At 38.5% G+C, this 14,864-nt stretch carries 8 protein-coding genes; 3 read left to right on the forward strand and 5 right to left on the reverse strand.

Annotation, left to right across the window (positions count from 1 at the left end):
* Nucleotides 1–7: 7 nt before the first annotated feature.
* Nucleotides 8–469 (reverse strand): PAAR domain-containing protein, encoded by a 462-nt coding sequence (locus HN014_RS15830; RefSeq protein ID WP_176029824.1) that lies wholly within the window; start codon nt 467–469, stop codon nt 8–10.
* Nucleotides 470–489: 20 nt separating this feature from the next.
* Nucleotides 490–2,307: a type VI secretion system Vgr family protein gene (locus HN014_RS15835; RefSeq protein WP_176029825.1), complete on the reverse strand. Its 1,818-nt coding sequence runs from the start codon at nt 2,305–2,307 to the stop codon at nt 490–492.
* 885 nt (nt 2,308–3,192) lie between these two features.
* Between HN014_RS15835 and HN014_RS15840 the strand changes: the two genes are divergently transcribed.
* Nucleotides 3,193–3,894, forward strand: coding sequence for a VWA domain-containing protein (locus HN014_RS15840; RefSeq protein ID WP_176029826.1), 702 nt, complete (start codon nt 3,193–3,195; stop codon nt 3,892–3,894).
* A 512-nt stretch (nt 3,895–4,406) separates the two neighbouring features.
* Here HN014_RS15840 and HN014_RS15845 read toward each other — a convergent pair.
* Both HN014_RS15845 and HN014_RS15850 read right to left on the reverse strand, forming a co-directional pair.
* Nucleotides 4,407–7,475, reverse strand: a complete 3,069-nt coding sequence (locus tag HN014_RS15845; RefSeq protein WP_176029827.1) for a hypothetical protein — start codon at nt 7,473–7,475, stop codon at nt 4,407–4,409.
* A 180-nt stretch (nt 7,476–7,655) separates the two neighbouring features.
* Entirely contained in the window at nt 7,656–8,393 is a 738-nt protein-coding gene (locus tag HN014_RS15850) for an outer membrane lipoprotein-sorting protein (protein WP_176029828.1), read from the reverse strand.
* A 405-nt stretch (nt 8,394–8,798) separates the two neighbouring features.
* Here HN014_RS15850 and HN014_RS15855 point away from each other — a divergent pair, with 405 nt between their 5' ends.
* Nucleotides 8,799–10,379, forward strand: coding sequence for an endonuclease (locus tag HN014_RS15855; RefSeq protein WP_176029829.1), 1,581 nt, complete (start codon nt 8,799–8,801; stop codon nt 10,377–10,379).
* 71 nt (nt 10,380–10,450) lie between these two features.
* Here the strand turns inward: HN014_RS15855 and recG are convergent, their stop codons facing one another.
* A complete protein-coding gene (recG, locus tag HN014_RS15860; protein WP_176029830.1) occupies nt 10,451–12,553 on the reverse strand; it encodes an ATP-dependent DNA helicase RecG in 2,103 nt (700 codons plus the stop codon).
* 198 nt (nt 12,554–12,751) lie between these two features.
* Here recG and HN014_RS15865 point away from each other — a divergent pair, with 198 nt between their 5' ends.
* Entirely contained in the window at nt 12,752–14,863 is a 2,112-nt protein-coding gene (locus HN014_RS15865) for a M1 family metallopeptidase (protein ID WP_176029831.1), read from the forward strand.
* Nucleotide 14,864 lies beyond the last annotated feature (1 nt).

Raw genomic sequence — 14,864 nt, forward strand, 5'->3', positions numbered from 1 at the left:
CTACCGGTTAAAAACTAATACTGAATTGACCTAATCGTCCTTGCTTTTTGATTTCTTCTCTTATTTTTTCCTGATTCGCTTGTGCTTCCCGGGTGTTTCTCAGGATGCGATTCAGGATACTGATTTCGGGAAAGGGGAGTTGCTGTATAGGCATTACTGCTGTTGGGGCAGTACACCCGGTACCGATTAATACGGTAGTTTCTCCTACAGTGATCGTTCCTCCGTGGGCTGTCATATCCCCCACAGTAGCGGCAGGTTTTCCCCCGATTAGTACAGTCGCACACCCCATAACGATGGTGTCCGGAGGGCCGGTACAAGTACATTGATCTCCGATAACTGCGGCGGGTTTACCTCCGATCAGTACGGTGGGAATTCCGGGACCGGTAACAGGTCCTCCTACATGAGGAGTGGTTCCACTGCACATAGGGCAGGTATGCATACTTCCGATGGTGGCGGCGGGTCCTGGCATAATACTCTAGGTTTTAGCGATTAATTTAATTTTAAGATTCCTCCGGATACTTCAGTCATGGCACTACCGGAGACTTTGGTTTGTGGGCTATTGAGCTCTGCCCCAGCCAGTCCCTCTACAATGGCATTTTGTCCTTTGGCAGTCATATCACTACTGGCTTCTATTGCCAGTGCTGCATTACTGCGTACTGTCGTATCTGCTTCGGATTGCAGTTCTACGGTTCCCTGACTGATCGCTTTTACCGCTGTTTCGGCAGCGACTTCTACATTTTGCTGGGCACCAAGGGTGATGTTTTCTTCGGCAGTGATATGTACATTTTTTGCCGAGATATTAATATCTTCTGTAGCATTAATAGTCAATGATTTTGCCTGGGTATCAAAAGTGATGATACTACCATCATTATCATAAATATTGATCTTTTCTTCTCCTTCGGTATCATTGAGTTCTATGGTATGACCGCTTCGGGTTCGAATAGCTTTGACATTATTTTGCTCGCTTTGCCAGTTCTCTGCCTTAGCGACTCCATGATATAAACTCCCTGCTACATAGGGACGTTCTGAATGGTTATTTTCGAACTGACATACTACGGTTTCTCCGGTTTCCGGAATAAAATGAAATCCTTTATCTGCCCCGGCATGAGGTGTTAATACCCGAATCCAGGGAGTGGTCTCTCCGGTAATTTCCTGAAAAGGAAATTGTATTTTTACCCGGCTCATCCCCTCCGGATCAGCATTGTCCGTCACTTTCCCTATTTCGATAGTACTAACCGGATGCTGTAACATAGTGGCTAAAGGATATACATCTATTTCTGTGGTAATTGCCTGAAAGTGATTTTTGTAATTTCCGCCTTCTATATTGGTATGGCGTACCTCAATTACCCGAAAGCTTCCATAGCCTTCGACCCGAACCACTGCTCCCAACTGTATTCCGGGATTGTCACTGACACCATGAGCAATCACCTGCTTGGATTCTATAGCTTGTGTATGGAACTCTACTTGCTGCTCAAAACGTTGTTGGAGATTTTGATCCGTTACTCCGTGATGATAGATATTGGTTTCCTTGCTATAGAGTACATTCCCTTTATTGGTCGCCAGACTGTGATAGCCTGCTGCAGCGGTTGCGACTTCACTGCTTCGTTTCTGATACAGTTCATTGGTTAAGTAATCTTGTGTTGCATAGGCAAATTTATTAGGTGTAGGCCGCATTCGTACCGAAAAAGATTCCAGATCTCTTCCATATACAAGTTGGGTCTCTTCATTAGAAGGGGTTCCAAAAACCAGTTGTACACCATCGTAATAGAACCAGTTATTCGTACTAGCTGCTAAGCGGGCACTATAGGCAAAATTACTTTCGTTTTTTTGTACACTATAATGAATGGTATCAGATTGTCTGGGAGCAAAAGCAGTGGCTAACTTCCCTACATCGTACCCCTGATAGGTTCGTTCTAACAACTCTGTGAGGTCGAGATCCATATAAGAAGTCGTATGGATTCCATCATCTGCCAATATTGTCGTACTCATTGCTTCAATGATCACAATATCTCCTGAAGCTCCAGACTGATGTGCTTTGGTCGCATTAACTGCTGTGATTAATCCTTTGAACTGTAATTCGCGATAATCCTGATACTGTGCTTCTGCCTGTACCTGTACAATAATGGTTTCTCCTAAAAGATCCTTGCTGTCTCCGATAATTTCATCAGAAGCATGCTCTAATACATCGGTTCTACACACCAATTCGAGATAGTGATGATCCCCTAAATGTTGTTGAATAGATAAGCTGCGAAACGAAGGAATGACCCTTCCGGAGATTGCTATTTGGGTATTGCTAAGCGTTGCCATGTTGAGAGAAAAGTCTGTATGTGGTTATTAATTAGGTTTTTAAGCGCGGGGAGTTCCAAAAATAAAAAGAAAAAATGAATTAAAAAATAAGACAGGGAGGGGATTTTTCCCCTTTTTGCAGTAGTTTCAGTAAATCACTTCAGCGTAAAAACGAGAAATGTTCTTACGAGAAAAGAGGATTCATTCAGAGAATGCCTCAGGACATTAAATTTCAATTCTTGCGTATATTGTTTATTGATACTCAAAAAAAACTGTATTTATAGTTCTCACAGCGGGGTACTTAAGAGAAATTCATTCAAATATGTCCCTTGATTATTGTATAAAAAGTAGTAGATAAACTGTTGATTTTACAGCATTTTTTAATGTTTTTGAACTAAAAATCTCTCTGTAAAGCCGTGTTTTTATAGTTTAGTTCTTACTTTTAGGAAGCTCTGGTGTGAGGAAGTATAAGCTTCTTATAAAATAACAGGCTCTTTTTCTTGTTCTATACCACATTTTTATAAAATAGGTTATTTTATACAAATTTCAGATGAGTGGAGGAAGATCAGGTTCGCGCTGAATTGTTTTAGAGAGAGGGGGGCTAGAAAAGAACGATGATGATTGTTGTTCTTATTGTTGAATTCTCATCAAATTCCCGTGTTTTCTATTCTTTTACTAGAGAATTCTAATGCCTGAGGGATGCTGTACGGAAACAGCGTACTTTCGTAGGCGTTATACCCGTTGTGATTTGAATTTATCAATACCGAAACGATGTTTAGTAAGGGAGTTACGATTACAACTTGGTATAATGAGTAGAACCGAAAAGGAACAGAAATGTATTCTTTGAGGAACACAAATTCAACATTAAAACACAGGTACTTTTTAAAAAAAACATCTTAATTGATTATGAAGCGAATTATTATTACCGTAAGCTGCTGTATTCTTTTACTGTCTTTCAACTCTTGTTATGTATTAAAAAAATCAGATGATTTTTATGGGATTGGAACTACGGGTAAGAATACTTTATACGTGATTGATATTTCCGGGAGTATGGAGGGAATAGATGAAGGGTCTGTAAAAGATCAGTTGATGCGGGAAGCAGGAAACAAAGCAGGAAGTGAAGTAGGGAAATTAATAGGAGGTAAGATCGGAAGTCTATTGGGGAAACAAGTAACGAAACAAGCGACAAAACTAGGAGCAGTAAAGCGTAAACTAATTCCTGCAATCAAAGGGTTACCTGATGGTAAAAAGTTTGCGGTATATGCATACTCAGATAAGGTGACAAAACAATCGAATGAGTTGAGAATAGCCAGTAATACTTCGAGAACTTCATCTAATATTTTTGTAGAGCATCTCAAAGCTTCCGGAGGAACTCATACGATGGAAGCACTCTTAGAAGGGCTGGTTCTGAATGGAGTAGAAGAAATCGTATTAATGAGTGATGGATTACCAAATACAAACCCTGATCAGATACTGGAAGAAATACGAAAAAGCAATACTAAAGGAATTGTGATTCATACCATTGCATTTGGAGAAGATGCGGATCATAATTTTATGAGAACACTGGCACAGGAGAATGGAGGAACCTTCGTGACTTCTAAAATGTGATATAAAAGTAGCGATTTTTGCGAGTTTGCCCCAGCGAGAATAAGAATGGGATTCTAAAAATTTTTGATATTATCATAAGCAAGAATGTTTTGTACTCCTTATTTAAAGCAGTAATAGGGAATCTGTTTGCTGTGAATATATGACGTAGTAAATGAGAACAATTACATGAGGATCTACCAGGTGTATAAATAGTTGCCCAAAATAATGAATTATAGGGCTTACTGTGAGGGGTGATTGCCCGATTTTTGGGCAGCTATGCTTTCTATATACTGTTTCAAAACATCACATTGATTATTAGGGATAGTTGTATAGGATGTCAAAAGAAGTTTGACAATAGGGGCAGAGGGGTATCATATCAACTCAAAAGCGGTTAGTGATGCTATAGGAGATAAGAGCCCCCTAAACCCTTTAAAAAAAGCACCCTCAGGAATATTCATTATTCCTGAGGGTGCTTTTTTATGAATTTAAACCACTTCATAAGTATAAAGAAGCGTTTTTTATTCTCTGGGTAGTTATTTTTTGAGAAAATCAGTTTTATTACTTACTTCAATTGGTGGTAGCTGCTTTTTAGCCAGGTATTTCGTCAATTTTGCCAATTGTTTTTTTGAAATTGTTTCAAAAGCAGTGCTTCCTTTTTTCAAACGAGTTTCCAGTACTTCTTTGTTTTCTAACTGTGCTGCAGATGGTTTCTCGAACTGGTTGGCAACATCTCCATATAGATCGGCTAATTTTTCACGTAATTGAGGTTCAGCTTCATTTACATAATTATCCCCAGAGGTAACAACCAAACTATTTTTTAACTCTTCTAAGGCGGTGATCGCCTGAGTGGCTACTTTTTTAGCAGCAGGATCTTCTTTTAATAATTGCCGTGCTCGCTGTAGTGGCTGATCGATTTGATATACCAGATAGGCAAGAGTTTCCATATCATTAAACAGAGCTGTTGTTACTTTTTGTTGAGCAATTCGCTCCTCAGAAGTGATAATAGAGGTAGGGTCGTTTTGCAGGGTGATAAGCGACTCGTATGTTTTCTTTCCTTTAGTCAAGAGTACCTTATAGGTTCCGGCAGGGACTCTGGGGGCAGTAAATCCTCCAAAAGTAAATGTCTTTCCGGCTGCTACTTTAGGCGCTTTTGTTCTGTAGTTCCAGGAAACAATATTGATTCCCTTGGATTTTCCAGGAGTGAGATCTACTAATACATTCCCATTCATATCTGCAATTTCCAGCTTCATTTTTCCGAATGTGTGTCGCTTTTTGAGATAGTATATGATCTGGGCATTTGAGGGTGGATTATCTCCGACAAATTGAAGTTCGGTACTTCCTCCACCAAAACCACCTTCTTCCTTAATAACCATAGGTTTGCTATCAAAAAAGTGAACGTTTTTTTGTAGCATAGACTGATTGATTTGACGCAGGGGAGAGATGTCGTCAATAATGATAATTCCTCGTCCGTGAGTTCCCATGACCAGATCATTGGTTTTCTTTTGCAGGTCTATAAAATGTACTGCGGTTGCCGGCATGTTATTGGTAAAACGCGACCAATGTTTTCCTCCGTCAATAGTGATAAATAAACCAAATTCTGTTCCCAGATATAAAAGGTCTTTATTTTCATAATCTTCCTGAATATTTCTGGCGAATCCTACAATGTCATCAGTAACCAAAGAGGTCCAGGTATCTCCATAATCCGTGGTTTTATAGACATAAGGTTTCATGTCATTTTGCGTATGACCATCGAATACTGCATAGGCAGTTCCTTTGTGATGTACACTTGCTTCTATATGATAGACCCAAGTATGGGCAGGAACTCCCTGAATATTGGAAGTTTTATTTTGCCAGGTTTTCCCTCCGTCTTTGGTAATTTGTACATTCCCGTCATCGGTTCCTACCCAAATGATGTTTTCATCTATAGGAGATTCGGCAATAGTAAAGATAGTCGTATGCGTTTCTGCTCCTGATTTGTCCGTAGAGATCCCTCCTGATTCTTTGTCTTGTTTTGCAGAGTCATTGGTAGTAAGGTCCGGAGATATTTTAGTCCAGGTATCTCCTTTGTCATTACTGACATGTACAAACTGACTACCAATATAGATTCTGTCAGCCTGATGCTCACTGATGGCAATGGGGGCATTCCAGTTGAACCGTAACTCCGCTTCACCTTTTATTTGTAGGGGTTTAATGTCTTTTACCTTGTTTTTGGTGACATCGTATCTCCATACGCTTTGTGCTCCCTGCATTTCGGAATAAATAATATGTTCCTTAGGATGTTTTAATACCCTGAATCCATCTCCATACCCCACCGATTTCCAGTCTCTTGCTTCGATACCTCCCGGCGAAGTAGAAGGACCGTACCAGGATCCGTTATCTTGTAATCCTCCATAGATATTGTATGGTTCTTGATTGTCTACACTGATGTGGTAAAACTGAGAAAGAGGCAGGTTATCAACCATATCCATAGTAGCTCCTCCATCCCAACTGCGATATACTCCTCCATCAGTTCCTACATACATACGATCCGAATTGTGAATATCGAATACAATATCATGAATATCGGCATGCATATTTCCCAGGTTCTTAAAGGTTTTTCCACCATCTCTGGAGATAGACCCGAATAAACCACCTTTGACCAGTATGTCCGGATTTTTAGGATCTACCACAATTCTGGAGAAATAAAAAGGACGTACCACTAAACCAAAATCTCCATTGAGAAGCTTCCAGCTAGCTCCCGCATCATCTGATCGGTATAGTCCTTTGTCTTTTTTACTTTCGATTACGGTATAGATAATAGAAGGATTAGAAGGAGCTATTGCTATTGCCAATCGTCCTAAGTCTCCTTCTGGAAATCCATTGTGTATTTTGTTCCATGTTTTTCCGGAATCTGTAGATTTATACAAGGCACTGTTAGGACCTCCGGAGTTAAATCCCCAGGCGGTTCTTCTGAATTCCCACATGGCAGCATATAGAATTGCCGGATTATCTGGATCCATAACCAGGTCATTGATTCCGGTTTTTGCATCTATATACAATACCTTATTCCATGTTTTTCCTCCATCGGTGGTTTTATATACGCCTCGTTCTTCACTATCACCCCACAAAGCACCTAATACACCTACATATATTTCATTTGAATTTTTAGGATTGATCTGAATACTACTGATACGTTCAGATTTATCGAAACCTATTTTTTTCCAATTGGCTCCTCCATCATTAGATTTGTATAACCCATCTCCGATAGAGACGCTATTTCTAGTCCAGATTTCTCCAGTTCCAACCCAGATCGTGTTATCAGGATCATTAGGGTCTATAGCAATCGCCCCGATAGATTGCGCATGTTTGTCGAATATGGGAGAGAAACTGGCTCCGCCATTAGTGGATTTCCAAACTCCTCCTCCTGCTGCACCAGCATATATAATACGATCATTGGTAGGGTGGTTTTGCAGATCAATGATACGACCACTCATAAGAGCAGGACCAATATGTCTGGCCTCGAGATTACCGAAGAGTTCTTTTCCTTTGAGTACGATTTCCTGAGCTTGTATGGATAATGACATAGCAATAACCATACAGGCAATGGTTAATTTTCTGTACATAGTATATTGTTTTTTGATGATTTGCTCACTGAGTGAGTTCCACATTGGTGGTGTATACTTTAGGCGGTAACCAAAAGTAGAAAATAGCTTTTAGTAGAAAACAGATAGAAGGGGGAATGTTATTTAATACTTAAAAACAGATCTCTATTGCGATAGCACAATAGAGATCAAAGTAGTGGATTATTTTTTTTCAGGGAAAGCGAATTTCTCTGCTGCTATTTCTGGATCAATTTTGAATTCTTTGAACTCCATTGTTTGGAATTGATTACTCTGAGAGAACGGAAAATATAATCCGTTTACCTCCTGATAATCACTGATTGAACTTTTTATAGATTGTCCTTTCATAGGACCTTCTGTAATTTGCTCCTCAACTACAATTGGAACAAAGTTTTCTGTATCAAAATAATAGTGAGAGATATTAGGTTGTTTTTGTCCGTTAATCAGTAGTGGAGTTTTAGTAATTTTAACCTTAAAGGTTTCTGTACCATCTACAGTTTCCTTACCGATTAATTCTACAGTGTATCCTTTTTCCTTATAATTAAGGAATGGAGAAGGCCAGTCTTTTGCCGCATTCTTCATATTTTCCGTAGCTTCACTATCGCTTTTTTCGGGTTCCATTGTCATTTGATTTCTAGACCATGAAGTGGTTCCGTCATAAGCAGCCCATATCATGCGCTGTCCCTGGAATTCAATGGTAGTAGATTGTTTTCCATCTTTGGTCATCAATTGCTCAAAAGGGATCTCCAGTCCCTGCATTTTCATAACTCCGATCATTTCGACACCTTTTAACTTGTTCCAGTTTTCTTTTCCACCGGTATTTTCGAAATAGGTGTCAATGATTTCATCGGCAGTCTGTGCCTGTGAAGAGAGTGCAGCTATAAAAAAAAGCCCTACTATAAAATGTTTAAGTGCGTTCATGAGTGTGTATTTTTTATCTGTATAACGTTAGTCTGTAAAAAGTTTTTTTTGTTACATTATTTTTTTGTGTATTAAATTAATATATAGTGAATTGACCAGATATCATTCCTTTTTTTTAAGAAATCAAAACAAGTATTCGTTAGAAGAATAAGGAGGTTTGAACATAATTGTACCAGATAATCAAATGTTTAAAATACTCGGAAGCTTAGCTTGCATTAAGACCATTTCTTGATCTAATTAGATAATACCTGAATAAAAATAGATTCGTAACGTTATATAAATACCCATTATCGTATGAAGAAAGTTGTCGTAGAAAAATAGTAATGATTTTGTAACCTGTACATTACAATATCGTGATCTGGTGGGGTGTACCTTTAGCCTAATTTTAAAACCACTTACATACTCATGAAAAATGCTCTTTTATTTTTGTTGATTCCTATTTCTTATATAGGATATAGTCAGGTTCCTTCTTATTATAATGATGTTAATATCAATGCTACAGGAACTGCATTAAAAAATGAACTATCCTCAAAAGTAATTCATACACATCATACAGATCTGTCATATACACCTGGAGTCTGGAATGCTTTAAAACAGACGGATCTTACTGCTCCGGGATCAGGAAAAGTTATTTTGATTTACGGGTATGATGATACAGATAATACACCATCGACAGATAGAACCCGAAGTATACATCAAAATGGAGGAGGGACAACAGACTGGAACAGAGAGCATGTATATCCAAAATCATTAGGAAATCCGAATTTGGGAACTTCAGGTGCCGGAGCAGATGCACATCACCTGAGACCTGCGGATGTAAGCCGAAATTCGAAACGAGGAAACAGGAAATTTGCCGATGGATCAGGGAATTCAACCATTACTCCTCAGGGATATTGGTATCCTGGTGATGAATTCAAAGGAGATGTCGCTAGAATGATGATGTATATGTATATCCGATATGGTAACCGATGTCTGCCATCAAATGTGGGAATAGGAGCTGTGGCAGCAAGTGATGCGAACATGTTACAGTTATTCCTGAGGTGGAATGCAGAAGATCCTGTGTCTTCTTTGGAGCTACAACGAAATCCTATTCTGGAGGAATTACAGGGAAATAGGAATCCATTTATAGATAATCCAGCATTTGCTACTAGTATATGGGGAGGACCACAGGCAGAGAACCGATTTGGAGGTACTGATGGAGGAGGAAATACATTGTGCCGTTCTACGGTAGCTAATTTCCCTTATCTAGAAAGTTTTGAAACTGATTTTGGCGAGTGGAAACAGGCAGTTTCTTCAGATGATTTTAACTGGACCCGGCATAGAGGAAAGACTTCATCTTCTTATACAGGTCCCGGTGGGGCTGCCTTAGGAACTTATTATATTTATATGGAGTCTTCTCGACCGAATTATTCAAGAAAAAAAGCCATTCTTTATAGTCCCTGCTATGAGTTATCAGGTGTGCATCAGGCTTCTATTTCTTTTAGATATCATATGTATGGAGCTTCTTCTATGGGAAGCCTGGATGTAGAAATCAGTCTAGACGGAAAAAACTGGTCTTCGATATGGAGTCGTTCGGGAAATCAGGGGAATTCATGGAAAACAGCAACTATAGATGTATCAGATTATGCCGGAAAGAAGATTCAACTACGATTGAATGGGGTGACTGGAACTACCTGGAAAGGAGACATGGCTATAGATGGAATTCATCTAACGACCGATATATCCCAGCAATCTTCCATAGAAGAACGAGCAATGATTCCTGTTTGGGATTTTTCTATTGTTGGGGTAGATTCGGATTCCATTACTTTAGAGGTTTCCTCAAAAGAAGGACAACAATACCGGATGCTAGACTATGCAGGACAGTTGGTGAAAGAGGGAACCCTGTATACGAATGTAATTCCTATAGAAGGTCTACAACCCGGGTTGTATTTTGTATCCCTTAATAGGGGAAACTCAATCATTACAAAGAAATTTATAAAAAGATAACGAGAATTGGTATTGGTTATGCGTTATAAAAGAACACCGCTTAAAAAAGGGGTGTTTTTTTCTTATGGTTGCTAACTAATATAGTTCCAGATATTTTTATGCTTGGCAAGTTGCTGGTAGGTATATAAAATGATTTTGTTTTTTTCTAAGGATAGCGCTGGATCCTCTTTTAATATTTTGAGGGCGTAATAACGCGCTGTTTTTAGAATGTCATTATCACGTACAATATCTGCTATTTTCAGGTTGAGAACACCACTTTGTTGGGTCCCCATAATATCTCCGGGACCTCTTAATTTTAGATCGACCTCTGCGATATCAAAACCATCATTGGTTTGTGTCATGGTTTCTATGCGTACTTTGCTATCCGATGATAACTTGTATCCGGTCATGAGAATACAAAAACTCTGATCTGCTCCACGTCCTACACGTCCGCGTAATTGGTGTAATTGAGAGAGTCCGAATCGTTCAGCACTTTCGATAATCATCACGCTGGCATTAGGGACATTCACACCTACTTCTATTACCGTGGTAGCCACCATGATTTGTGTTTCTCCTCGTACGAACCGATCCATTTCATAATCTTTATCCGCGGGTTTCATCTTACCATGTACAATAGATATTTGGTATTTTGGCATTGGAAAATACCGGACAACACTGTCATACCCATCCATCAGATCTTTATAATCCATCGCTTCGGATTCCTGAATGAGCGGATAGACAATGTAAGCTTGTCGTCCTTTTTCGATTTCTTCCTGAATAAATTTGAATACTTTTAGTCGGTTACTATCATACCGATGTACTGTTTTAATGGCTTTTCTTCCGGGAGGAAGCTCATCGATTATAGAGATATCCAAATCCCCGTATAAACTCATTGCAAGTGTTCTGGGAATAGGAGTGGCCGTCATCACTAATATATGAGGTGGGTAGGTGTTTTTATGCCATAGTTTGGCACGTTGTGCTACTCCAAATCGATGTTGTTCATCTATAATGGCAAGCCCCAGGTTTTTGAATTGTACTTTGTCTTCCAGAATAGCGTGTGTTCCTACTAATAGATGTAGGGAACCATCTTCGAGAGCTGCGGCAATTTCTCGTCTTTCTTTTGCTTTAGTACTTCCCATTAATAATCGAACATTGATAGGCAGGTCTTTGGTTAATTCTGTAATTCCCTGATAATGTTGATTTGCCAAAATAGCAGTTGGAGCCATTAGGCATGCCTGAAAATTATTATCCATGGCTAATAAAATAGTCAGTAGGGCAACGATTGTTTTTCCAGAACCTACATCCCCCTGTAATAAACGATTCATCTGGGCACTACTTCCCATATCTTTTCTGATTTCTTTGATCACTCGTTTTTGAGCTCCTGTCAGTTCAAAAGGAAGATGATTAGAATAGAAATCATTAAAATGATCACCTACATGTGTAAATGGATACCCTTTTATTTTTCGTTTGCGGACTAATTTTTTTGTAATGAGTTGTAATTGGATATAGAAGAGTTCTTCAAATTTTAAACGATACTGTGCCTTAGCGAGAACTTCCTGGTTTTTGGGAAAGTGAATATTAAACATGGCTTCACTTTTTGAAATCAATTTTAATTCGCCTAAAATTTCCTGTGAAAGCGTATCATAAAACCGAGCTTTGGTCTCAATAAAGAGCTGTTGCATGATTTTATTAATCACCCGATTCGTAATTCCTTTATTGGTAAGCTTTTCTGTAGAAGGATAAACCGGTTGCATCGAAATTCTAAGATTTTTTTCATGCTCCGTAAGTAACTCCATCTCAGGGTGTGGCATATTAAAACCATTATAGTATTTGGTTTTGCCAAAAATAACATAAGGAGTGTTTAGTTTTATATTTTCTTTAATCCATTTATGACCTCTAAACCATACCAGTTCCATCTCTCCGGTATCATCAATAAATTTGGCGACCAGGCGTTTTCCTCTTTTTTGAGCAACCGTTTTGAGATGAATGATCTTTCCTACCATTTGAACTTCAGCAGAAGTACGCTGTAATTCATTGATCTTATAGTATCTGGTTTTGTCAATATAGCGGTTGGGAAATAAGTTAATCAAATCCTGATACGTATGGATTCCTAATTCCGACCGAAGTAAGTCAGCCCTGGCAGGACCAACACCTTTTAAATAATCAATTGGGGTTTGTAGGATAGTAGGATTCATCTGAGCGAAGATACTACATCTGATAAAATAGTTCAATACAGACCATAAAATTTGAGATACAGATAGGAAGAATCGGTAGAAATACATCGCAATATTGCCACAATGCGGTTTTAAAATCGTTATTTTGGCAGATCTTTTGTTAGAGAGAACATATCAGTTCTACTGACAGATAGTATGCGTAATTAAAAGTTTATTCGTGTGAAACAGTTTTTGACATTCCTTATTATTAGTATCTATTCTATAGCGATAGTAAAGGCTTCTGATACTTATTTAGAAAAAGAACAGCCTGCCATTGATTTCTTAACAGGAAAAGCCAGTATATCGCTAGATGCAAAGAGTAAAAAAGTAACGGGGACAGTTACCTATACAATGACGGTAGAAGAACTAACAGAGACGGTGTTTATCGATGCACAGAAGATGGTAATTCATTCGGCAACACTGGATGGAGTAAAAGCGAACTATTCATATGACGATAAAAAAATAAGGATAACGAATTCGTTGAAAAAAGGGAAACAATATACCTTAAAAATCCAATATGAAGCACAACCTCAAAAAGCATTGTATTTCTTAAAAGATTATCAGGGAAATGACCAAATATGGACACAAGGTCAAGGGAAATACAGTTCGAACTGGATTCCTAGTTTTGATGATATGAATGAGAAGGTAATTTTTGACCTGACGATTCGCTACCATAAAGATTATGAAGTGATCGCCAATGGGAAGTTACAGAAAAAAGAAATGATCAATGATTCTATTCAATCCTGGACCTATGATATGAAAGATCCGATGAGTAGTTATTTATTGGCTATGGTCGTAGGGAAGTATGATAAAATTGTCGAAACATCTAAGAGTGGAATTCCATTAGAGATGTACTATTATCCTGCGGATAAGGATATGTTCGAATCGACCTATGCCCATAGTACCCGAATTTTTAATTTTCTGGAAGAAACCATTGGAGTTCCTTTTCCCTGGCAAAATTATAAACAAATCCCTGTAAAAGACTTTTTATATGCCGGCATGGAAAATACGGGAACTACAATATTCTCAGATGCTTTTGTAGTGGATGAGGTGGCATATCAAGACAGAAACTATATAAATGTCAATGCCCATGAATTGGCACATCAGTGGTTTGGTGATTTGGTTACAGAAACAGAAGGAAAACATCATTGGTTACAAGAAGGTTTTGCAACCTATTATGCCTTGCTGGCAGAAAAAGAGATTTTTGGCTCGGATCATTTTTATTATAAATTGTATGAGAGTGCAGAGCAACTGACAGCAGCTTCAGAGAAAAAAGAAGCGACCAGTTTACTAGATGCCAAAGCAACTTCACTGACTTTTTACCAGCGGGGAGCCTGGGCGTTGTTTGCATTGGAAAATGAGATTGGAGCAACTAATTTTAAAATAGCAATCAATAATTACCTGGAAACACATCGATTCAAAAATGTAAATACAGATGATTTTATAACTATTGTAGAAGAAGTAAGTGGAAAAGACATGTCATTGTACAGAAAATTGTGGTTGGAACAGGTAGCATTTCCATCTCAAGAAGCATTGGAAATATTGGCACAGATTCCTTTTATTAAAAACTATCTGAGCTTAGCTAAGGAACGAACACAACCATTGGCAGGAAAATGGGGAACTTTGGCAAGGGGTTTAGATGGATTGGTGAATGATTTTATAGGGCAGGAAGTTATCTATCAATTACAGGGAGAGACATCACCGGAAGCGATTGCTCTGTATGACAAAGCTTTTGATACGGATAATCTGATTGTTCGGCAGACCATAGGTACTACGATGAATACGATTCCTAAAAGCCTTAAAAAACAATTCGAATCATTATTGTCTGATGCTTCATATGCGACTAAAGAAGCGGCGTTATATCACCTTTGGGTAAATTTTCCCAATGATAGAGCAAGCTATCTGGATCAAACCAAAGACGTAATCGGTTTTTCTGATAAAAATGTACGTACCTTATGGTTGGTTCTGGCATTGAGTACTAAAGGGTATCACATTGATAAACATCAGGATTTTTATAGTGAATTATCAGCATATACCTCTCCTGCATATCACTTTAGTACCCGGGAGAATGCTTTTTCATATCTGGAGAGCCTAGGTGCTTTTTCTGATACATCATTAGCCTATCTGATAGAGGGAGCGACACATCATAACTGGAGATTCAGAAATTTTTGCAGAAAAATAGTAGATAATTTACTGAAGGATTCTAAATATCAAAAGAAATATGTAGCTTTAAAGGATCGATTGTCCGAAAAGCAACAAGCATTTTTGGAGCGAAAGTTAACCCCAAAGTAAA

The organism is Aquimarina sp. TRL1 (assembly GCF_013365535.1).
In the GTDB taxonomy this organism is placed as follows: Bacteria; Bacteroidota; Bacteroidia; order Flavobacteriales; family Flavobacteriaceae; genus Aquimarina; species Aquimarina hainanensis.

What these genes read in the sequence shown, in the direction of transcription:
- HN014_RS15830 (WP_176029824.1), bottom strand. Translation starts at nt 469, where the DNA reads ATGCCAGGACCCGCCGCCACCATCGGAAGTATGCATACCTGCCCTATG.
- HN014_RS15835 (WP_176029825.1), bottom strand. Translation starts at nt 2,307, where the DNA reads ATGGCAACGCTTAGCAATACCCAAATAGCAATCTCCGGAAGGGTCATT.
- HN014_RS15840 (WP_176029826.1), top strand. Translation starts at nt 3,193, where the DNA reads ATGAAGCGAATTATTATTACCGTAAGCTGCTGTATTCTTTTACTGTCT.
- HN014_RS15845 (WP_176029827.1), bottom strand. Translation starts at nt 7,475, where the DNA reads ATGTACAGAAAATTAACCATTGCCTGTATGGTTATTGCTATGTCATTA.
- HN014_RS15850 (WP_176029828.1), bottom strand. Translation starts at nt 8,393, where the DNA reads ATGAACGCACTTAAACATTTTATAGTAGGGCTTTTTTTTATAGCTGCA.
- HN014_RS15855 (WP_176029829.1), top strand. Translation starts at nt 8,799, where the DNA reads ATGAAAAATGCTCTTTTATTTTTGTTGATTCCTATTTCTTATATAGGA.
- recG (WP_176029830.1), bottom strand. Translation starts at nt 12,553, where the DNA reads ATGAATCCTACTATCCTACAAACCCCAATTGATTATTTAAAAGGTGTT.